Source organism: Ferdinandcohnia sp. QZ13, assembly GCF_031324165.1.
Taxonomy (GTDB): domain Bacteria; phylum Bacillota; class Bacilli; order Bacillales; family Bacillaceae_L; genus Ferdinandcohnia.
Genome location: NZ_JAVIVW010000001.1, coordinates 1,789,088 through 1,810,783, shown reverse-complemented (window position 1 = coordinate 1,810,783; position 21,696 = coordinate 1,789,088). Strand labels below are relative to the sequence as shown.

19 protein-coding genes are annotated in these 21,696 nt (G+C 38.9%); 9 read left to right on the top strand and 10 right to left on the bottom strand.

Annotation, left to right across the window (positions count from 1 at the left end; all coding sequences use genetic code 11):
• Window positions 1–44 precede the first annotated feature (44 nt).
• Window positions 45–179: a hypothetical protein gene (locus RGU12_RS08820; RefSeq protein ID WP_309535741.1), complete on the bottom strand. Its 135-nt coding sequence runs from the start codon at window positions 177–179 to the stop codon at window positions 45–47.
• Window positions 180–260: 81 nt separating this feature from the next.
• On the opposite strand from RGU12_RS08820, the gene glsA reads away from it, so the two are divergent.
• Both glsA and RGU12_RS08810 read left to right on the top strand, forming a co-directional pair.
• Complete coding sequence (gene glsA / locus RGU12_RS08815; RefSeq protein ID WP_309535740.1) at window positions 261–1,190, top strand: glutaminase A; 930 nt, start codon at window positions 261–263, stop codon at window positions 1,188–1,190.
• Between the two features lie 122 nt (window positions 1,191–1,312).
• Window positions 1,313–2,815: a DHA2 family efflux MFS transporter permease subunit gene (locus RGU12_RS08810; protein ID WP_309535739.1), complete on the top strand. Its 1,503-nt coding sequence runs from the start codon at window positions 1,313–1,315 to the stop codon at window positions 2,813–2,815.
• 37 nt (window positions 2,816–2,852) lie between these two features.
• Here the strand turns inward: RGU12_RS08810 and RGU12_RS08805 are convergent, their stop codons facing one another.
• Window positions 2,853–3,599, bottom strand: a complete 747-nt coding sequence (locus RGU12_RS08805; protein ID WP_309535738.1) for a sensor histidine kinase — start codon at window positions 3,597–3,599, stop codon at window positions 2,853–2,855.
• A gap of 287 nt (window positions 3,600–3,886) precedes the next feature.
• The gene (locus tag RGU12_RS08800; RefSeq protein WP_309535737.1) at window positions 3,887–4,585 is read right to left on the bottom strand and encodes a LytR/AlgR family response regulator transcription factor; all 699 of its coding nucleotides are present in this window, start codon (window positions 4,583–4,585) and stop codon (window positions 3,887–3,889) included.
• A gap of 190 nt (window positions 4,586–4,775) precedes the next feature.
• Here RGU12_RS08800 and RGU12_RS08795 point away from each other — a divergent pair, with 190 nt between their 5' ends.
• Complete coding sequence (locus RGU12_RS08795; RefSeq protein WP_309535736.1) at window positions 4,776–5,528, top strand: ABC transporter ATP-binding protein; 753 nt, start codon at window positions 4,776–4,778, stop codon at window positions 5,526–5,528.
• Window positions 5,518–6,675, top strand: a complete 1,158-nt coding sequence (locus RGU12_RS08790) for an ABC transporter permease (RefSeq protein WP_309535735.1) — start codon at window positions 5,518–5,520, stop codon at window positions 6,673–6,675. The genes RGU12_RS08795 and RGU12_RS08790 overlap by 11 nt, the downstream gene beginning before the upstream one ends.
• Before the next feature lie 39 nt (window positions 6,676–6,714).
• Here the strand turns inward: RGU12_RS08790 and RGU12_RS08785 are convergent, their stop codons facing one another.
• Window positions 6,715–7,056: a cupin domain-containing protein gene (locus tag RGU12_RS08785; protein ID WP_309535734.1), complete on the bottom strand. Its 342-nt coding sequence runs from the start codon at window positions 7,054–7,056 to the stop codon at window positions 6,715–6,717.
• A gap of 193 nt (window positions 7,057–7,249) precedes the next feature.
• Here RGU12_RS08785 and RGU12_RS08780 point away from each other — a divergent pair, with 193 nt between their 5' ends.
• Both RGU12_RS08780 and RGU12_RS08775 read left to right on the top strand, forming a co-directional pair.
• Window positions 7,250–9,232 (top strand): LTA synthase family protein, encoded by a 1,983-nt coding sequence (locus tag RGU12_RS08780; protein WP_309535733.1) that lies wholly within the window; start codon window positions 7,250–7,252, stop codon window positions 9,230–9,232.
• A 171-nt stretch (window positions 9,233–9,403) separates the two neighbouring features.
• The gene (locus tag RGU12_RS08775) at window positions 9,404–10,894 is read left to right on the top strand and encodes an alanine/glycine:cation symporter family protein (RefSeq protein ID WP_505307729.1); all 1,491 of its coding nucleotides are present in this window, start codon (window positions 9,404–9,406) and stop codon (window positions 10,892–10,894) included.
• Window positions 10,895–10,936: 42 nt separating this feature from the next.
• Here the strand turns inward: RGU12_RS08775 and RGU12_RS08770 are convergent, their stop codons facing one another.
• Entirely contained in the window at window positions 10,937–11,764 is an 828-nt protein-coding gene (locus tag RGU12_RS08770) for a DegV family protein (protein ID WP_309535732.1), read from the bottom strand.
• Window positions 11,765–11,938: 174 nt separating this feature from the next.
• On the opposite strand from RGU12_RS08770, the gene RGU12_RS08765 reads away from it, so the two are divergent.
• Window positions 11,939–13,105 (top strand): TraB/GumN family protein, encoded by a 1,167-nt coding sequence (locus tag RGU12_RS08765; protein ID WP_309535731.1) that lies wholly within the window; start codon window positions 11,939–11,941, stop codon window positions 13,103–13,105.
• A gap of 183 nt (window positions 13,106–13,288) precedes the next feature.
• Here RGU12_RS08765 and RGU12_RS08760 read toward each other — a convergent pair whose 3' ends face one another.
• Complete coding sequence (locus tag RGU12_RS08760; RefSeq protein WP_309535730.1) at window positions 13,289–14,782, bottom strand: peptide MFS transporter; 1,494 nt, start codon at window positions 14,780–14,782, stop codon at window positions 13,289–13,291.
• 206 nt (window positions 14,783–14,988) lie between these two features.
• A complete protein-coding gene (locus RGU12_RS08755; RefSeq protein ID WP_309535729.1) occupies window positions 14,989–15,354 on the bottom strand; it encodes a DoxX family protein in 366 nt (121 codons plus the stop codon).
• 158 nt (window positions 15,355–15,512) lie between these two features.
• On the opposite strand from RGU12_RS08755, the gene RGU12_RS08750 reads away from it, so the two are divergent.
• Window positions 15,513–16,871, top strand: a complete 1,359-nt coding sequence (locus RGU12_RS08750) for a TolB family protein (RefSeq protein ID WP_396232316.1) — start codon at window positions 15,513–15,515, stop codon at window positions 16,869–16,871.
• A 35-nt stretch (window positions 16,872–16,906) separates the two neighbouring features.
• Here the strand turns inward: RGU12_RS08750 and RGU12_RS08745 are convergent, their stop codons facing one another.
• The 3 genes from RGU12_RS08745 to RGU12_RS08735 all read right to left on the bottom strand — a co-directional run bounded on the left by RGU12_RS08745 (window position 16,907) and on the right by RGU12_RS08735 (window position 19,830).
• Window positions 16,907–17,083, bottom strand: a complete 177-nt coding sequence (locus tag RGU12_RS08745) for an SE1832 family protein (RefSeq protein WP_309535727.1) — start codon at window positions 17,081–17,083, stop codon at window positions 16,907–16,909.
• A 42-nt stretch (window positions 17,084–17,125) separates the two neighbouring features.
• Window positions 17,126–18,379 carry an MFS transporter gene (locus RGU12_RS08740; RefSeq protein WP_309535726.1) on the bottom strand — a complete coding sequence of 418 codons (1,254 nt, stop codon included), beginning with the start codon at window positions 18,377–18,379 and terminating at the stop codon, window positions 17,126–17,128.
• A 110-nt stretch (window positions 18,380–18,489) separates the two neighbouring features.
• The gene (locus tag RGU12_RS08735; RefSeq protein WP_309535725.1) at window positions 18,490–19,830 is read right to left on the bottom strand and encodes an alkaline phosphatase family protein; all 1,341 of its coding nucleotides are present in this window, start codon (window positions 19,828–19,830) and stop codon (window positions 18,490–18,492) included.
• Window positions 19,831–19,996: 166 nt separating this feature from the next.
• Between RGU12_RS08735 and RGU12_RS08730 the strand changes: the two genes are divergently transcribed.
• On the top strand, window positions 19,997–21,361 hold the full coding sequence (locus RGU12_RS08730) for an MATE family efflux transporter (RefSeq protein WP_309535724.1): 1,365 nt from the start codon (window positions 19,997–19,999) through the stop codon (window positions 21,359–21,361).
• The last annotated feature ends 335 nt before the right edge of the window (window positions 21,362–21,696 follow it).

The following is a 21,696-nucleotide window of genomic DNA, read 5'->3' as shown; positions in this document are numbered from 1 at the left end:
AATCGTTCCCTCGTCAAGTTGGATATAAAAAAGTGATGGTACGATTAGGCAATAATCGCACCCTCGGTAAGTTGAAAGAAGAAGAGTGAAGGTACGATTAGACAGTAATCGTTCCCTCGCCAAGTTGAAAGAAGAAGAGTGATGGTGCGATTCCATTGTCTTTTCTGAATTGAAGACACATTCTTTCCCTCCAACACCAAAATAAACACATTTATAAATAGAAGAATTCCCTTTGGTAAATACTACAACTGGTGATGAAAATGCCTTGTCAATCAAGTGATGAATTAAAAGAATTGGTTAAAGAAGCGCGCCCAATTGCGAAACAAGGACGCGTAGCAGACTATATACCTGCACTCGGAAAAGCAAACCCCATTGACTTGTCCATTGCGATCAACTATCCGGATGGCCGCTGCTATTCCGCTGGGGACATTGAACGGAAAATCTCTTTGCAAAGTATCTCGAAAGTCATAACACTTGCTCTCGTTTTAATGGACAGAAGCAAGGAGTATGTCTTTGCGCGAGTTGGAATGGAGCCTACAGGGGACCCGTTTAATTCGATTGCGAAGCTAGAAACGATGGCTCCTTCAAAGCCGTTGAATCCAATGATTAATGCAGGGGCACTAGCTGTAACCCATATGATAAAAGGGAATTCAGTGGAAGATCGGTTTCAAAGACTACTACTATTTATTCGCGAATTGGCGGGCAATGACACGATTCAATATAATGAAGAAATTGCACGTTCTGAATTCGAAACGGCTAATCTCAATCGAGCTCTGTGTTATTTTTTGAAGCAACATCATATCATTGAAGGTGATGTTGAGCAGTTAATAGACCTCTATACAAAGCAATGCGCAATCGAAATGAATTGCCTGGATTTATCAAGGATTGGACTTGTTTTTGCATTAGATGGGATTGATCCGCAAACAGGAAAACAAATCATGCCCATGAAAATAGCGCGCATTTGTAAAACCTTTATGGTGACCTGTGGGATGTACAATGCCTCTGGGGAGTTCGCGATAAAAATTGGCATACCCGCAAAGAGTGGTGTGTCCGGCGGGATTATGGGGGCCGTCCCTGGAAAATTTGGAATCGGTATTTTTGGTCCAGCTTTAGATGATAAAGGAAATAGTATTGCAGGAATAAAACTACTGGAACTTCTGTCAAAAACGTATAACCTAAGTATGTTCTAAAACGAAACCATCGTGGATACAATTTCATTGCAAACTTGAAGAACATGATATATTATAGCTTATGCCTACATAAAACACTGGTATAAAAAATGAACTGTACGTCTAAAAAAGGGGGAATATAAATGGATTTTTCCGATAAACATATCCGCCCTAATTACGGTATTCTTACCGTCTTGATGGTTGGAGCCTTTATTTCATTTTTAAATAATACGTTACTAAATGTTGCTTTGCCCTCCATTATGACGGAATTAAAGGTTGATCCTTCAACCGTTCAATGGTTAACAACGGGCTTCATGCTAGTCAACGGAATCCTGATTCCAACGACAGCATTTTTAATCGAAAAATTTACAGTACGTCGTCTATTTTTAGTTGCCATGGGCTTGTTTACCATTGGTACAATTTTGTCGGGTACGGCTCATGTCTTCTCCATCCTGCTTGCCGGGCGTATGATTCAAGCATCTGGATCAGCGATTATGATGCCACTATTGATGAACGTCATGTTAGTAAGTTTCCCAGTTGAAAAAAGGGGAACCGCGATGGGGGTATTCGGATTAATCCTGATGTTTGCACCTGCAATCGGGCCAACATTATCAGGTTGGATTATTGAACATTATGACTGGAGAATGCTCTTCCATTTTATCACTCCAATTGCAGCTGTCGTATTTATCCTTGGGTTTATTATGCTAAAGGATAAAAAGGAAAAAATAACCTTAAGACTCGACTTCTTCTCCTTAGTTTTATCAAGTATAGGTTTTGGCGGCTTATTATATGGATTCAGTTCAGCTGGAAATATGGGCTGGGGGAGTCCATATGTCTACGGAACCATTATAATCGGCATTATTTCATTAACTTGGTTTATTATCCGTCAATCGAAGCTCGACATCCCAATGCTTAATTTTGGGGTCTATCGTTACCCTATGTTTGCGTTAGCTTCAGCAATTACAATGGTTGTCAATATGGCCATGTTTTCAGGCTTTTTACTTTTACCGATATATGCTCAAACGATTTTACGTATATCGCCTATGGATACAGGTCTCATGCTGTTGCCTGGGGCTATCTTAAATGCATTTATGTCACCAATTAATGGGCGTTTATTTGACAAGTTTGGTGGGCGTATATTAGCTACTGTGGGATTAGCGATTACAACGGTTACTACCTATCTTTTCAGTCAGTTAACATTTGAAACGACCTATACAAATCTTGTGATTTTACATGCGGTGAGAATGTTTGGGATGTCCATGGTCTTCATGCCAGTTTCGACAAATGGATTAAATCAGCTACCACGTAATCTGTATCCACATGGTACGGCGGTAAACAATACGTTGAACCAAGTTTCTGCAGCAATTGGAACAGGATTTTTAATTACGCTTATGTCACTAAAAGAAGAATCGTCTATAGCAAATTTATTGAAGAATTTTCAAGGTCAACCAACTGAAACACAAATGGCTGAAATTCAATTAACAGGTATGCTTGATGGTATTAATTTCACATTTTTCGTGTCAACCTTCCTTATTTTCCTTGCTCTTATTCTTGCCTTCTTTATCAAACGTGCAAAACAAGAAGAGGATATTACAGGGAAGAATCAATCGAAACAAGGCGTAAAACCTACATTAGCCAAGAATTAAAAAAAGGAGAGATCCACCAAAATGGATTTCTCCTTTTTTATCCTCTAATAGCTGGTATTTTAATTTTAATCGTAAATTCCTCATCCTTATGAACAAAGTCTAAAAATCCATTTGCCTCATGGACGACATCTTGAATAAGTTTTGTACCGAGCCCCTCATGACCTTCGCCTTTCGTCGTTTTTCCGAAGTTCACAAACAGCTGATCAAGGACCTGCGTTGGAATTGGAAGAGAATTATTTTTACATTGTAAAATATATAAACCACTTCTCTTATAAAATTGCATCGTCAAAAAGGCTTGCTCATTATATTTATTTTGCCATTCTTCACAAGCATCGATGCTATTTGATAAGAGATTCCCGATTAGCGTGACGATTTGTTGGTCAGACAAAGGTAAAGTCGAAAGAGGCACATCAAAATCATATACAACCTCAATATTCAGTGCTCTTGCTTTACGATACATTTGATGGAGAATACCTGCCACCACGCCACGTTCCCCTTTAATCGAAAGGTTTGTCTCCTTATAGCCTTCTACCAAATCATCCAAATAATGTTTGGCTTCCTCGCTTTTGTTCGTTTCAAGCATAAAATGAATTGCTGATACATGTTTTAAAAAGTCATGGCGTTCACTTCGAACGATGCGGAAGGTTTCGTTAAATTGAGCACGCTGCTCATCGAAATGCATTACCTCTTCCATTAGGATTTTCATTTTTCTTGAAAGTGTTAATCGCATTACAAATAAATAAAGGCATAGGATTCCTAAGACTAATGTGATGCCCCAATACATTATTACGCCACCTTTAAAGGAGGTTAAAAAGTCTGGTGAAAATGACTCATCAGCAGAGGAACTTCGACTAAATACCGACACGTCCTGTGTCGAACGTCGAAGTCACCACATCCTGTGGAAGCTCGTTGGCTTGCTTTTCCGTTCCTCACGTATTGCTGCATACGCTCCGGTACTCAAAGCTGCGCCGCCTCGAACTTTCGACGCACAGGATGTGCTAGTGTCGACAATGCCACAGGACGTGGCGTTTTTGTCGACGCGGTCTTTTTCCCCCTCCTTTTTAACAACCACTAAAAATAATTTTCTTGTAAAAAATCTACTTTTTCTTTTGTAATCATTGCTTGTTCGTCAATGCCTTCGAATGTGACAATATACGAGTTTTTTGCATAGAGCGAAAAGTTTTTTACATAATGAATATTAATGATAAACGACCTGTGTGATCGAATAAAGTCGCGTTCTCTCAACTCTCCCTCCAGATCATTAAGAGTTTGGTAGGTTTTAATCGGTCCTGTTTTTGTATAAATCGTTGTCGATCGGCCAGAACGCTCGATAAAAATAATGTCCTTTTTCTGCAGAATATGTATTTCATTTTTTTGCTTTAAGTAAAGTCTTCCATGAATCTCAGCTGACTTTGTTTTTTCAAGTAATCGCTCAATGGATTTCACCAATCGTTCCTTCGGATAGGGCTTCATAATATAATCATGAACATTCAGCTCAAAGGCGTGGACAGCATAGCCACTATTTCCAGTTACGAAAATCACGGAAATATTGAGCGCATGCGAATGAATAATATCAGCAAGCTCATATCCAGATAAATTTGGCATCTCGATGTCAGCGATCAACAAATCAATTTCTTCTTTTTTAATTTGTTCATAGGCTTCCTCGGCAGACAAAGTGGAGAAGACAATCTCGACATCAGGAATGCCGCTCACAATGGCTTTTAACTTATCCAAATCAATCAAACGGTCATCTACAAGACCAACCTTCATATCGCAATCGACCTCACAAAAGAATACATGCAAATAGTAATTTCCAAATATAGTATCTTTTTATTTTAACACCTTTATAGGGAAATTTGACCTATTCACGACAAAAAAAGGAATATTCGCGACATAACTAGAGATTTTGTAGATTCATATGGCTATGATATAGACATAAGAACAAGACGAGGTGGAAAAAATGATTGAAATCAATGAAGTGACAAAAAGATTCAAAGATAAAAAGACTTCTATAACTGCATTAAAGCATGTGGAGTTTACGATTGAAAAAGGGCAAGTGGTTGGATTATTAGGAGAAAATGGGGCAGGGAAAACGACCCTCCTTCGAACAATTGCCACTCTATTAACTCCGACTGAAGGGCATGTAAAGGTGGCTGGTTACGATACACAAAAAAAACCAGAAGAAGTAAAAAAGAGAATTGGGGTTTTATTCGGCGGTGAAACAGGATTATATGATCGCTTAACAGCCCGCGAGAATCTAGAGTATTTCGCAGCTCTTTATGGGTTAAGCAAACATGAAACAAAAGTTAGGATTGATGAACTAGCGCGAATGTTTGGAATGCGAGATTACTTGAATCGAAAGGTCGGCGGGTTCTCTAAAGGGATGAGACAAAAGGTAGCGATTGCTAGAACACTCATTCATAATCCAGAAATTATTCTTTTTGATGAACCAACGACAGGCTTGGACATTACATCTTCCAATGTGTTTAGACAGCTTGTTCATCAACTCAAACGAGATGGAAAGACAATCATTTTCTCAAGCCATATCATGGAGGAGGTCTCCTTGCTTTGTGATTCCGTTGCGATGATGCACAAGGGGGAGCTTGTCTACCATGGTGATTTAGAGGAGCTTTATAAAACAGAAAGAAGTCAGGATTTAAACTATATATTCATGAGTAAACTTGTGAGGGGGAACGAAACCTATGCTTCGTAAAATATATATTAAGGAATTAAAAGATTGCTTTAGAGATCGTCGGACACTAATACTTACTGTCTTATTACCAATTCTTATGATGTCAGGAATGACGTTTTTCTATGAAAATATGATGTCAGATGGGGAAGGCGAAACGTATCAGCTTGCAATCGAAGAGTCTTCCATGGATGAAGGGGAACGAATCCTATCAGGAGTAGAGAATGTAGACCTTATTAAATCTTCCAATCTGGAACAATCCATTCAAGACGGGGATGCACAGGGCGGATTACAATTAACACCAAATTTCATTGAGGCTACTCAGAATGGGGAAGAAGCAACAGTAACTCTTGTTGGGGATTCCTTCAGTACAAAGTCTACTCAATTAAATACGATTATCATGAATGCTTTGGCGGTTTTTGAAAAAACAGTTGTAGCTGAGAATCTTCAGGAAGTCGGAGTCAATCCGTCTGTAATGCAGCCATTTGCAGTTGAACAAATTGAGCTTACAAATGAGAATCCGAATGTTGAAATGCTTGCATTTTTAATTCCCTTAATCTTATCAGTTGCAATTGGGGTTGGTTCTGGACCTTCTGCATCAGACTTATTTGCAGGAGAAAAAGAGAAAAAAACAATGGAAGCTCTCTTAATGACACCAGTTAAAAGATCGACCTTGCTATTAGCAAAATGGCTAACGATTGCAACAATTGGGTCAGTGATAGCTATTATTACATTGGGTGTAGTTGCATTGGAGATTAGTTTGTTTACTGAAAATCTAAAAAATGCTGTATCATTTGGAGATGACGCTTATTTAATCATCGGAATCGCGATTTTACTTTCAATTATTTATGCAGCATTCACCGCATCATTAATCATGATTACAAGTATTGCTGCGAAGACGATTAAAGAAGCGGGAAGCTATAGCAGTCCTGTCATGATGATTGCAATGTTCCCTGCCATGATAATAGTAGGGATTGGAGTGAATGAACTTACAACTTATCATTTCGCTGTACCTATTATGAATTTGTTTACTTTATTAAAAGAATTGATGTTCGGAATCATTAACTATGAACATATTTTACTCGCATTTGGTAGCTACATCGCTTGTATGATTATCTTCTTTGTTGTTGGTAGAATCATGTTTATGAAAGACAAATGGGTGATGAACTAACGAAAAAACGGCTAACCGATTAGGGTTGGCCGTTTCTTATCAAACGTCTTGTGCGTATTTATCATCTGGAATCTTTGTAAGTGTGACATACAGACTCACATTTTCAGATCCATCATTAAGAAAACTTAGGATCTCATCACCATTAATAACGATGACATCATTCTTCTTTACTTTTACTTCTTGCTCATCAATTGTAAAGGTACCAGTGCCTGTAAGAACATGCAGATATACGTTTGAACCTGGATGTTTGTGAGCAGGTAGTATTTGTTTTGGCATAAAATTTAACACGAAAACAGTACTGCCGCCTTCTTTAAAAATGATGCGTTTTGTAAGTCTTTCCTCATTATATTCAATAAAATTGTCGAGCATTTCCTTTTTCATTTGAATCGCTCCCTAATCATTTTCTCCGTCCATCTATACCCATTATAGAGTAGGATTAAAAGCATTACTGTGATATATATCATCTTTTTGTTGAAACAAGAATAAACCACATCTAAGTTAAAGGAAACTTCAGTATAATGGTAGTAATACGACTAAAGTAGTATGGTCTGAACTTGTTCGAAAGGGTGTTTTAATGAAGCGATTAATGAAAAATGAGTCTTTATTATTTTACTTTTTTGGATCATTTCTCTTTATGGAAACGATTTTTAGGATTATTACAGCTGAAGTTTTATTTACTGTGGATTATGGTAGGTCTCTCGTTTTTCTACTTCCCATTTGTTTAGTCCTCTTTTTAATTTGCAGTTTTTTCAATGGTACATTTAACTTTATTATTGCAATTTTGCTTTTAGGTATAGCCTCACTGATTTATTCATCCCAGATTATTTATTATAAGTTTTTTAAATCGTATTACATTATTTACTCACTTGGAAATACAGGTCAAATCATGGAATTTAGAAGTGATATATTCAATGTAATTGTTGAAAACGTGATTTTCCTTATTTTATTTTTTCTACCCGTTATTGGTTTGGTCTTTTTAAAAAAGAAGTGGATTACATTTGTAAGAATTGGCTGGTTAAATCGACTAATTGTTGTTTTTTGCATCATTCTCTTTCAATTTACTGGAATAGCAACAATTTACGCAGGAGGGAAGGGATCTCATTCAGCATATGATTTATATTACAATAGCAATCTTCCACACCTTTCTGTTGAGCGGTTTGGCATCTTAACAGAAATGCGCATTGATCTTCAACGACTGCTTGTAGGGTGGTCGCCTAAAGTCGAGGTACCTAATACGTCTAAACCAGTCAGTCATAAACCACTACCACAAAGGGAGTCTATTGTAAAAAAAACGCCAGAAAAAATAGAACAAAAGCCCATAAAATATAACAAACTAGTGATAGACTTTGATGAATTAATTGCAAACGAAGCAAATGAGGAAATCCGAAACATGCATCGTTACTTTACTTCAGTTGCACCCACTGAGAAGAATGCGTACACCGGTAAATACAAGGGATATAACCTTATCCTGATTACTGCTGAAGGCTTTTCACCATATGCTGTTCATAAGGAGGTAACGCCTACCCTTTATAAGCTAGTCAATGAAGGCTATCGATTTACAAATTTTTATAATCCGATTTGGGGAGTTAGTACGTCAGATGGAGAATATGTTGCTTTAAATAGTTTAATACCGAAAAGTGGGGTTTGGAGCTTTAAACATTCGGGAAGTAATCTCTTACCGTATGTTATGGGAAATCAATTGAAGAAACAAGGATACAAAACAACCGCATATCATAATCATACCTATACGTATTATGGAAGGGACATCTCACATCCGAATATGGGTTATGACTATTATGGTCTTGGAAATGGTTTGGATATAAAAAAGACATGGCCAGAATCAGACCTTGAGATGGTAGAAAAAACAATTCCATATTATATAGAAAACGAGCCTTTTCATACGTATTACATGACTGTTAGTGGTCATATGCAATACTCATTTATGGGAAACTTTATCGCAAATAAAAATAAACAGCTTGTGGAAGAGCTTCCTTACTCTGAACAGGCAAAGGCGTATTTGGCAACACAAATTGAGTTAGACCGGGCGCTGGAAACACTGATGGTTGAACTTGAGAAAAAAGGGATCGCTGAGCGCACATTGATTGCCTTAAGTGCTGACCACTATCCATATGGGCTTGAGAAGGAAACGATTGACGAACTTGTAGGTCATAAGGTTGAGGAAAATTTTGAACTCTATAAAAGTACATTTATCCTGTATACAAAAGGAATGAAGCCAGTCGTCATTGAAAAACCTGCTTCTAGTTTAGATATTCTCCCAACTCTTTCTAATTTACTTGGGCTTGAATTTGACTCAAGGTTATTGATGGGAAGAGATATTTTCTCAGATGCCAATCCGCTTGTCATTTTTCAAAATCAAAGCTTCATTACTGGTAATGGAAGTTACAACGCGATCACCAATGAGTTTACTCCAAATGCAGGAGAAGTTGTGAAAGAGGAGGATGTCCAGAACATACTTCAGCGTGTTCAGGAAATGTTCTATTACTCTGCGAAAATATTAGAGCTAGACTATTATCGAAGAGTATATGGGAATGAATAAAAAATATCGATTAAATAGGAAGTGGGACCAAATATGTTAAAATGGGGCTCATTTCTTTTTTACTATCTCTGGATAGTTGGGTGTTATTCAACAATAATATTGAGTTGTCTATATGAATGGACTATAATTCTCAATATACGGAATATTCCAAAACAAAAAGGAGGAATGTGTGTGCAAGCGTTTACAGATTGGGTAAATGGGATCCTTTGGAGCCCGGTGATGATTTATGGAATGCTAGGAGTAGGACTTTTATTTTCAATTTTAACTCGATTTTTACAGGTAAGGCACATCAAGGATATGACAACCCTTATGTTCAAAGGGAAAAGCTCTGATGCAGGGGTTTCTTCGTTCCAGGCGTTGGCTGTTTCTTTATCCGGCCGCGTTGGAACAGGGAATATTGCGGGTACTGCAACGGCCATTGCGTTTGGTGGTCCTGGTGCTGTTTTTTGGATGTGGGCCATTGCTTTTATCGGCGCATCTACGTCTTTTATTGAATCAACATTAGCTCAGATTTATAAAGAAAAGCAAGACGGTCAATATCGAGGGGGACCAGCGTATTACATAGAAAAAGGAATTGGTTGGAAGTGGTATGGTATTGTTTTTGCGATTGCAACCCTTCTCGCAATGGCATTCCTAATGCCAGGGATCCAATCGAACTCCATTGCCGCTGGACTTGACAATGCTTTCGGTATTAACAAATGGGTAACTGCAGCCATTCTGGTGGCCTTAATTGGTGCAATTATTTTTGGGGGTATCAAAAGGATTGCAAATGTTGCACAGTTTGTAGTACCTTTTATGGCATTAGGTTATATTTTAATGGCAATTATTATTATGATTATGAATATTGATCAGTTTCCAGCTGTCATTGCCTTAATTTTTAAGAGTGCTTTTGGGGCAGAGCAGGCATTTGGTGGAATTATTGGGATGGCGATTTCATGGGGAGTAAAGCGTGGTATTTACTCAAATGAAGCAGGTCAAGGAACAGGTCCACACGCAGCTGCGGCGGCTGAAGTATCACATCCGGCTAAACAAGGTTTGGTTCAGGCATCAGCTGTATATATTGATACATTATTAGTGTGTTCTGCCACTGCCTTCATGATTTTATTCACGGGGATGTACAATGTTCAAGCACCAGATGAGTCCTATATTGTAAGCAATTTAGGCGAAACAGTTGAGGCAGGACCAGCGTTTACTCAGGCTGCCGTTGAAACGGCACTCCCTGGATTTGGTGCCGGATTTACAGCAATCGCCTTATTCTTCTTTGCCTTCACAACCATTATGGCTTACTACTATATGGCTGAAACGAATATCGCCTATTTAATACGAGGTAGGGACAGTCGGGTAGCCATGTTGATTCTCAAAATTGTGTTATTAGCATCAATGACTTACGGAACAGTGAATGAGGCAAAGCTTGCATGGGCATTCGGTGATATTGGATTAGGTTTAATGGTTTGGCTGAACGTCATTGCTATTCTCATTTTAGCGAAACCGGCATTAATAACATTGAAGGACTACGAGAAACAGCGTAAGGCAGGAGTTGATCCAGTCTTTGATCCGGAAAAGCTAGGAATTAAAAATGCGGATTATTGGGTGAATGATTATGTTCACGATGATAACCCATCAGGTTCACTAGCTGATAAGGATAAGTCATTCCCAGGATAAATGGGGAAGGGACCGTCGACTTAAGTCACGGTCCCTTTTTTATTAGTATGATATAATCATTCCACCCTTGCCTGCGTAGGTCCCCATTGTGGCTCCCATATAATTAAGCATAACATCTTTCGGATGACATTGAGCAATGATTTCCTTTTTAAGTGCCTCTGCTTCTTCGATGTTACCTGTATGGGTGATGCCAAAAATGGTCTCAGAAAAATCCGATTTAGATTGCTTGATAACCTCTAATAATCTTTTTTGTGACTTTTTCTTTCCACGGATTTTTTCAAAAATTTCAACGGTGCCACCATTTCCTCGTTGCAATAATACTTTTATATTGAGGAGCTTTGCAAGAGAGCCTTGAAATTTGCTTAAACGGCCACCTTTTACGATATTTTCAAGTGTATCAAGGAGGATATAAATGTTCATGTTTTCACGGTATTCAGTGAGATTTGTAATAATTTCATCCATTGAATGCCCTTTTTCCGCAAGTTCAGCTGCTCTTAAAATTTGCATGCCGTGACCTAGAGAGCCTGCCAATGTATCAAAAACGGTGACTGTATTTTCTGTAAGGTCCTTTCCCATGGTTGCAGATTGGTAGGTACCGCTTAATCCAGATGAAATCGTCAAACAAAGAATCTCTGAATCAGCTTGAAGCTTAGAATATGCTTCTGCAAAAGTAGCGGGGGATGGCTGAGAAGTCTTTGGCAGTTCAGCTGAAGCAAACATTTTCTTAAAGAATTCCTGTGGCGTTAAATCCACACCTTCTCTGAAATCCTTCCCCTCAATCGAAACATTCATGGGCACAACCGTAATATCATATTTTTGAAGTAGCTCAATTGGGAGATCCGCTGAGCTATCTGTTACAAGTTTAATCATCTTAAATCCCTCACAATTTTAACTATCAATTATTTTAAGTATATCATTTCCGCATGAAATAAACGTTTTTCAACACTCAGAGCGGTTTAATTTGATAAAAGAATTCAAATCTATGCCATTCTAGTTTAAAATTGAATATATACACAAATTGAGCATGTATAAGGAAGGTTTACTATGTCTGAAGAAAATATTACGAGGATCGAACTAGATGGTAAGGAATACATATTAATTGGTACAGCACATGTTTCGAAGCACAGTGCTGAACAAGTTAAAGAAGTGATTGAAGCAGAGCAACCAGATTCAGTCTGTATCGAACTGGATGAACAGAGATATCAGTCGATGATGGAAGGTAACAAGTGGAAGGAAATGGACATCTTTAAGGTCATCAAGGAGAAAAAAGCCACATTGCTCCTTATGAACCTAGCGATTTCCTCCTTTCAAAAACGAATGGCAAGCCAATTTGGAATCAATGCCGGTCAAGAAATGCTACAAGGGATAGAATCGGCAAAAGAGGTCGGAGCCGAGCTCGTTTTAGCGGACCGCAACATTCAAGTAACATTCTCACGCATTTGGAATGCTGTTGGCTTCACCGGTAAAATGAAATTATTAATGTCGATTATCTATAGTATATTTAGCAACGAAACGATCACCGAGGAAGAGCTCGAAAAAATGAAGTCACAGGATATGCTGAATTCAATGCTGACTGAATTTTCGACAAGCTTTCCAAAATTAAAAACGCCTCTCATCGATGAGCGTGATCAGTATTTAGCTCAAAAAATCAAACATGCCCCTGGAGAAAAAATAGTAGCCGTACTTGGGGCAGCGCATGTTCCGGGAATCAAGGAAGAAATCAAAAAGGAACATGATTTAATGAAGCTTACCCAGCTTCCTCCAAAATCGAAAGTGCCAAAAATGATTGGTTGGGCAATTCCAATTTTAATTGTGGCGATCATTGCTTATACTTTTATTGCCAATCCAGAAGCAGGCCTACAGCAAACCTTAAGCTTAGTTTTGTGGACTGGTTCGTTTTCAGCAATTGGTGCTGCGATTGCTTTAGGACATCCACTGACGATTGTGACTGCTTTTTTTGCAGCTCCAATAGGAGTCATGCATCCATTAATTGCAGCTGGATGGATAGCAGGCTTTGTCCAAGCTTTTTTACGCCGCCCAAGTGTGAAGGACTTTGAAACACTTTCAACCGATGTCTATAGTGTAAAAGGATTCTGGCATAACAAAGTTACACGCATCTTACTGATTATTGTTCTATGTAACCTAGGTACAACACTTGGCTTATTTATTGGCGGAGCAGATGTTGTGCGATTGTTTATAAAGAATTTATGATATAAAAAAGGGCCTGTTCACGGGCATAAAAATCCCATCTTCTAGTCCAAAAACATGGCCTACTCTGAAAGCATGAGCAGGAACAGCCCAAATGCATATCCTAAATGAAAAACAAAAAGCGTGAGTCCAGTCTCACGCTTTTTGTTTTTCTGTATTATCTTTTTAAACTTACAAAACAAATTATTAGTTAACACCCTTCATGAACTTTTGAATCTTAGGTGAAACGAATAATAGGATAATACCTAAAACGATAGATGCTCCACCAATGATTCCGAAATAAGCCATTTCCGTTTCAGGTGTATAGAACTTAACAAGCTGTGCATTAAGAGCTTGTGCTGCAGCATTTGAAAGCATCCATAAGCTCATCATCTGTGCAGTAAATGCAGCAGGTGCTAATTTTGTTGTAGCTGATAGTCCAACCGGTGAAATTAATAATTCCCCAAGAACAACGATGAAATAACTTAGTACTAGCCATAATGGATTTACTAATGCATCCGCTCCTGCAAAATAACCTGGTATAAGAATCACAAGGAATGAAAGACCAGCAAACAGCAATCCTAAAGAGAATTTCTTAGGAACTGAAGGTTGACGATTTCCAAGCTTCACCCAGAACCATGCGAAAACAGGTGCAAGGGCAATAATAAATAATGGGTTTAATGATTGGAACCAAGCTGGTGAAATTTCCATACCTGCAAAGTTTAACTGTGTTCGTGTATCTGCATAGTTGGCAAGAATCGTTGCCCCTTGTTCTTGAATAGACCAGAACATAACAGCAGCTAAGAATAAAGGAATATACGCTAAGATTCTTGAACGCTCAACATCAGTTGTTTTTGCACTACGGTACATTGTAACAAAATAAATAGTTGGAATTAAGAAACCTAGTATACCAATAAGTGCGATAAATGAATCAAATGTTAGGATACCTGTAGGAATTCCAACTGCAACTAAAATCGCAACAACAATTAATCCTATAGCAATCTGTGTATAAACTTTTTTCTTTTCAGTTGGTGCTAATGGGTTCGGTACGATTGTCCCAGCAAGTCCAAGATTCTTTTTCTTTGTTAAAACAAACATAACTAATCCAATGAACATACCAACAGCGGCAATCGAGAAACCTAAGTGGAAATTATGCTTCATTCCAACTTCTCCAACTATTAATGGAGCAAGGAAGCCACCAAGGTTGATACCCATATAGAAAATACTAAATCCAGCATCACGACGTGAATCTGTTTCGCTATAAATCTCACCGACAACACTAGATACGTTCGGTTTTAATAATCCTGTACCAAGTACAATTAGAACCATTGAGATGAAGAATAAAGAAATGGTTCCAGGAATCGCTAATGCGATATGACCTAGCATGATTAAAATTCCACCGTAGAACACGGCTTTTGAAGTACCGAAAATTCGGTCTGCTAACCAACCACCAATAATACCTGACATATAAACAAGTGATCCATAAATAGACATGATTGCCATAGCGGTATGTTGGCTAAGTCCAAGACCGCCTTCAGTTACTTCGTAATACATATAGAATAATAGAATAGCTCTCATACCATAATATGAGAATCGCTCCCAGAATTCTGTGAAGAAAAGAGTGAATAGTCCTTTAGGATGTCCAAAGAATCCCTTTTGAGGAACACTGTCCACAATTTTCTGTCTATTATAGCCTGACATAACATAACCTCCAAGATAGTATGTTGATATAATAATCTAAATAATTTCATTATGTCAAACATAAGAAAATTCTGATTTGACACCATATTTTATAAGGTTTTTAATTTTCGGTGGACTGAAAGGGTTTTATATATTATTTTTTCAATAAAATAAGCAGATTGCGCTTACAATCTGCTTGAAGTTTCTATTAAAGGGTATTTTTTCAATCACTTATGGTGCGAATTATATAAAATGTATAATAATGCCAGCATCACAATATCTAATCTTGCCGCAAATGCAAAATGTAAAAAGCCTGTATGTAGGATAGGAATTTTTACTAATAGGATGGCTGCAATCATAATAACGAGTAATGGAATCGTTGCTTTTTTCACTTCCTTATTGATTACGATGAGAATACCACAAAGGATTTCTAGAATGGCGACAACATACATGACCAATTCTGGTGCAGGTAATGGTAGATTCATAAAGGTTGCGCTTAGTTCATTGCTAAGCAGCTTCATCGCACCAGCTGTAATAAACACATAGCCAACAGCGTATTGTATGAGATTTAAGCTAGAAAACGATTTTTTCATGATTTTTTCCCTCCTTTTCTATAACACTATGCCGGGAGGGACAAACTATTCTTACAACTAGGCTAGGGAAAAATAAATACATAGAAAGTAGTAAGTCGAACCCATTTCCTTTCAATGAATAGAATAGGCAAAAGACATCTTTAGAGAGGATGAGTATTTTGTCTTTTTATAATGGGGTGATTGCCTATACGTCGAGTCGAGGAGGACAATATGATATTTGTCTTTTTAATCTTCAAAATGAATCTCGGGTACAGCTTACGAATGGGTTAGCAGATTCTTTTTCAAAGCCTTTTTGGTCAGGGGATGAGAGTAAGATTGCCTTTGTTGGGAAAAATCGTATTGTATATGTTATCTACCTTTCAACTGGTAGAATTGCTGCCATTGATCAAATCGGTCCAAATGAGGACCTAACCTTGGATTGGTCACCAAATCATCGAACACTAGCTTACACAACGCGAAATCACATTATGATGTATGATGTTTTATCACACCGAGCAGCAAGTATTTCGGCTCCGAATGCATCTGATGCACAGTGGTTTCCAAATGGAAGGGAGCTTCTTTTTCAAGGAGTCGACTCTTCAGGCATCATGCAACTATTCCGTATTCATACAAATGGCTCTGGGAGAAGGCAAATCACAAGAAATGCAGAAGGACCGTTACATGATGTTTCTCTATCTCCGGACGGAATATTTGCCCTTTATACGACACCGGGAGCGAGTATTTCACTGATTCGTACTGTTGATTTAACGTCAGGAGAAGTTTACGAAATCCAAGGCGGGGGGCAAGCAAAGAATTACTCCCCAACATGGTCACCGAATTCACAGCTAATTGCCTTTAGTGCTACAGCCTATACTGAAGGGACTGGCTATTATAATGAAATACGGATTGTTGGAAAACGCGGTGGAAACGAGCGGATGCTTACGAAGTCTACATGCTATGCAACACCTGTTACATGGTCCCCCGATAACCGTTCGATTGCTTATTTATCAGGCTGCTCAGAGCAAGGCTTGGCTACCGAAATGTGGATGATAGATTTACAGAATCCGTCCCCGGTCCTGCTCACAAGAGAAAATGTAATGGGAAATCTGAGTTGGTCTTCAGGGGAGATACTTCCTATAAACGTGGTCTATACGAATGAAGTCTATAAAGTGCGATTCCGATACCCATCAAACTGGAAGCAGGTAGATAAGGAAAGATATGAAGGGACCAATGGATTTTTTCAAATTTCCGCAATCGGTGGTGGGGATGATATTCATGAAGTGTGCAGGGGGGAGGCCTATCACAAGTTGATGCCATATGGTTCATCACCTCGCATTTACAATACAAGAATAAACGGTTATGAGGCATGCTTAGTTTATCCGTCTGCAGATCAACCCCCAGAAATGAATCGACAGGCAGCCGCCATCGTTAGATATCCTGCCCCTGTAAAAATTGAAGGTTCAACCTATAATTACTTTATATTATGGGCGGATGAAGTGCATTTGAGTTCAATCGCAAGAACAATTGCGTTTTTATAAAAAAAGAGTTGCAACCTCTTTGGCTGCAACTCCTTTTAGCTTTCACGCAGTTGTTTAGACAATGACCTGATTTCTTCCTCGAGCTCTGCAATTTGACGCTCCAACGGTGAAATATTACCGTTCACAGAATCTAATTTTTCCAAATCATTTTGAAGGCGGACATAGTCTAATTTTAGCTCGCGCAGTTTGTATTCTATTTCTTTTTTATCCATTAATTGGCCTCTTTCCAAGTTTTTCTTACATTATAACATGCTTTATTTTGCCTCGCTTGGTTCAGGGACACGCGTTAGAATGATAAAACCGATGATGAATAAGATGACTAGGCTAAAGACACCTGTGTTTGATTTGCCGGTTAATTGCGCTGTTACCCCAACTAATAACGGACCCATAATGGCTGCAAATTTTCCAAAGATATTATAAAAACCAAAGAACTCATTTGCATTTTGTTTTGGTACAAGCTTCGCAAAATAGGAGCGACTTAATGCTTGGATTCCGCCTTGTGAAGTTGCGACAAGCATCGCGAGGATCCAGAAATCTAATGTGGTTTTTAAGAAATACGCATATACGCAAACAATGATGTAAACAAAAATTCCAACATAGAGCATCTTTTTACCCGTGAATTTTTGTGCCAATCTACCGTAAAGAATCGCAAATGGAGCTGCCACGACCTGTGTCACAAATAACACGATTAATAGATTTGTAGCATTAATTCCAAGGTCAGTTCCATAGGCTGTTGACATTGAAATCACGGTACCCACTCCGTCGATATAAAAGAAATAGGCTACTAAGAACAAAAACACGGCACGGTATTTTTTGATTTCTTTAAAGGTCGTTCCAAGTCGTTTGAAGCTATTCGCCACTGGGTTTGGTTCACGCTCTATAAAGTAGCGCTGATGGACATTTTTAAACATCGGGATCGAGAAAAGTCCCCACCAGATGGCTGTGATGAGAAAGGCAATCTTGCTGGCAACTGTTGCTGAAATCGGTATAATTTCTTTTTGTGCAAGTAAAATAATCGCGATTGCTACCAGGAATGGAATCGTGCTACCGATATAGCCGAGCCCATAACCACGTGCAGAGACGCGGTCCATTTTTTCCTCAGATGTGACATCAACAAGAAAGGCATCATAGAAAACATTAGCTCCCGTAGAGCCTAGTGCAGCAAACGTATAAACAATCAATAAGAGCAACCAATTATCACTTGGCACAAACGCCAATAAAGCTGTAGCAGACACCCCTAAAGCAAAGAAGAACGTGAAAAATTTCTTTTTGTAGCCTTGGTAATCTGCAATCGTTCCTAAAATAGGACCAAGCATCGCTAAAATAAATGTAAAAATGGCAATGGTGTAACCAAGATATGCTGTTGAATCTGCAGCATCAACACCCGCATTCGTAGCGGCAGCCTTGTAAAAAATCGGAAAAACAGCTGTTGTAATAATAATCGAATACGCCGAATTGGCCCAATCATAATACATCCAACTCGATTCCTCTCTCGTAAACCCCTTCATCCCAAAACCCCCTTAAAAGTGAACCAGAGTGGCGGTTCCACTGGTCCCTTATTCAATAAAGTTAGTTAGAACCAGCGGGACGGTTCTCCTGGTCCCTTATTCATTAAATTTTAGTCGGAACCACGAGAACCGCCCCCATGGCCCCCGTCCGATAATAGCTCTTCGATAACATGACCGTCGGTTTTTCCGAGGTCGAGGCCTAGTAGGCGAGCGAAGGTTGGGCCTTCGTCTACTAGATGCATGGCTGGAATTTCAATGTTTGGTCGAATTCCTTTTCCAGATGCGATGAGCACAGTGGTGTAGTTCTCTTTTTCCGGTGAGTAGCCGTGACTTGCAAGCGTATAGCGCTTTTCGCGGACATCTTCAGCGTTGATTTCATCGATATACTCACCTTCAAGATTCTCCTTGAAATAGAAGCCAAGGCGCGCTTCTATCATAAATGTCGCATTGTCATCAGCGCCTTTGTCCTTAGCTTCACTACTAGAAAGAATGCGTTCAATTCCATTCTCTCCATGTTCTCTTAAATCTGTTAAAAGAGCTCTTACCTGTTCTTTTGTTTTAGTATCATTTATATCTTTTAGATAAATATATGCGGAGCCGTCACAGCTTTTGCAGTAGGCCTTCCAATCTATCACTTTCCCCTCATGGTTGACGGAAATAAGTCCAGCCTGTTTTAATAGAACATTTGGTTTTACTGCCTTGGATTCATCTAATGCACTATGGTCGCCTAATGCGATGATCGTCGTTTTGTCGTAGATTCCACTTTCTTTAAGAGCATTCATAATTCTGCCAAGTCTTTCGTCGTGGCGAAGAAGGGCAGCCATTGCTTCTTCCGAGGAGAACCCATGATAATGGCGTTGTGAATCTAAATCGACAAAATGGACAAGCGTTAAGTTTGGCTGTTTCGTCTTAATCGTTTCAACCGTCGACTCTAGGACGAAATCATCAAGTTCAGGCTGATTAAGCCCATTTCGTATGTGACCAAATTTACGATTCATCTCCAACTGGTAAAGTGGACTTCCATTAAATAAGGAAACAAAAATTTGGTTTTGCCAAGGTCGATTTGCGAAAATCTCTGGCATATTGTAATCGATATTTGCCTTAGCCGTAACAGGCCACAGAAGTGCTGCTGTCTTCATACCGGCTTTTTTAGCTTCATCATATAAGGTTGTACTTTTTACATGACGACGATGCCAATACCAATCCGGTGAACTCTGACCAGGCTGAAGAAATGTATTGTTCACGATCCCATGATTCCTCGGAAACTTACCTGTGACAATCGTCGCATGGCATGGATATGTAACTGAAGGATAGATCGTTTCAACATTCCGGCAATACGACGCATGTTCTAATAGCTTCTTAAAATTGGGAAGCTTTTCGATGATTGGAAAATCGAGTGAAGATAGACAGTCAAATGAAATGACGAGTAAATGATCTGTAAGTCGAGACATAGGGATGTTCATCCTCCAAAAGTCTTATAATCTACTTTTAATATAACAGAAAATTGGCAATTAAAATATGAAATTAGTGTAAAGGGAAGGTAAAAAAGTATTCATTTCAATGTGAGATGGCATATAATAATGGTTATGTTCGATTTATTATGAAGGAGAACGTATCATGTACGAAACACACACCATTAGAGAAAAAATAAAATTGATTTTTGTGATGCTAATCCCGATTTTAATCACTCAGCTCAGTATGTTTTCCATGGTCTTTTTTAATACGATCATGACGGGTCGATTTAATTCTTCAGACTTAGCCGGGGTAGCCATCGGTTCTTCGATATGGAATCCGATTTTCACAGGGCTTAGTGCTATTTTACTAGCGGTATCACCCATTGCTGCCCAAAGATTTGGTGAAAAGAGGAGCAATGAGGTATCAACAGTTGTATCGAGTGGAATTTATTTAAGTTTCATTATTGGGGCAGTGGTCATCTTAGCGGGAGTCATCTTTTTAAATCCATTGTTAAACATGATGAACCTTCCGGAAAGTGTTCACCAAACGGCGCATGACTATTTAGTAGGCTTGAGTTTTGGAATTATTCCACTGTTTATTTTTAATGTATTGCGTTCATTTATTTATGCGTTAGGAATTACGAGAGTGGTTATGTTTGTATTATTAGTATCTGTGCCTATTAATCTCCTATTAAATTATGTGTTGATTTTTGGAGCATGGGGTTTTCCAGCGCTCGGCGGTGGGGGAGCAGGGCTTGCTACCTCGATAACGTATTGGGTGGTCGTGGTCATTACAGCTTTTATCGTGATTGCGAAAGAACCGTTTTCATCTTATAAAGTCTTCGTCGGTCTTAAAGGATTTACTTTTAAAGAAAGTAAGGAGATTTTAAAAATTGGTATCCCTATGGGCCTATCCACCTTTTTTGAAACAAGCATGTTTGCAGTTGTAACCATTTTAATTAGTAAGTTTTCAGTTACAACCGTTGCGGCGTATCAATCCGCCTTAAACATCGTTTCGTTCCTATATATGATTCCGGTGAGCATTTCAATGGCATTGACGGTTTTAGTCGGATATGAGGTAGGTGCGCGTCGCTATAAGGATGCGAAAGTCTACTCATGGCTAGGGATTGCACTTTCAATGATTATCGCACTTGTAACGGGGTTATTTGTAATTCTCTTCCGCTTTGAAGTGGCGGGCCTATATTCAACTGAAACGGCAGTTATCACATTAACCGCACAATTCTTGATTTACGCTTTATTTTTCCAAGTTTCAGATGCCATTCAAGCAACGGCACAGGCTGCTTTAAGAGGATATAAAGATGTCAATATCGCATTTGTAATGACATTGATTGCCTACTGGCTCATCTGCTTACCAGCCGGTTGGGGGCTTGCTCACTTCACAGATTTGGGGGCAGCCGGTTACTGGCTTGGACTGTCATTTGGTCTACTTGCAGCAGGTGTCGGATTATCGGCAAGACTCATTCATATACAACGCACACGGTTTTCAGAAGAGAAGATGGTGGGCTAGGCTTCGATAAGGGCTTCCTAATGCTAGGATTTCGTTCTCAAAGACAATTGGGCGAACTTTCACTTTAAAATGTCTTTGATACTAGCTCTCGTAGACAAAATCAGATCTTGCAAGCCGTGAAATGTCTTTGAGACCTGCTCTCGTAGACAAAATCAGACCTTGCAAGCCGTGAAATGTCTTCGAGACCTGCTCTCAGAGACAAAACCAGACCTCGCAAGTCATGAAATGTCTTTGAGACCTGCTCTCTTAGACAAAATCAGATCTTGCAAATCGTGAAATGTCTTTGAGACCTGCTCTCAGAGACAAAACGAAACCACACATGTCATGAAACGTCT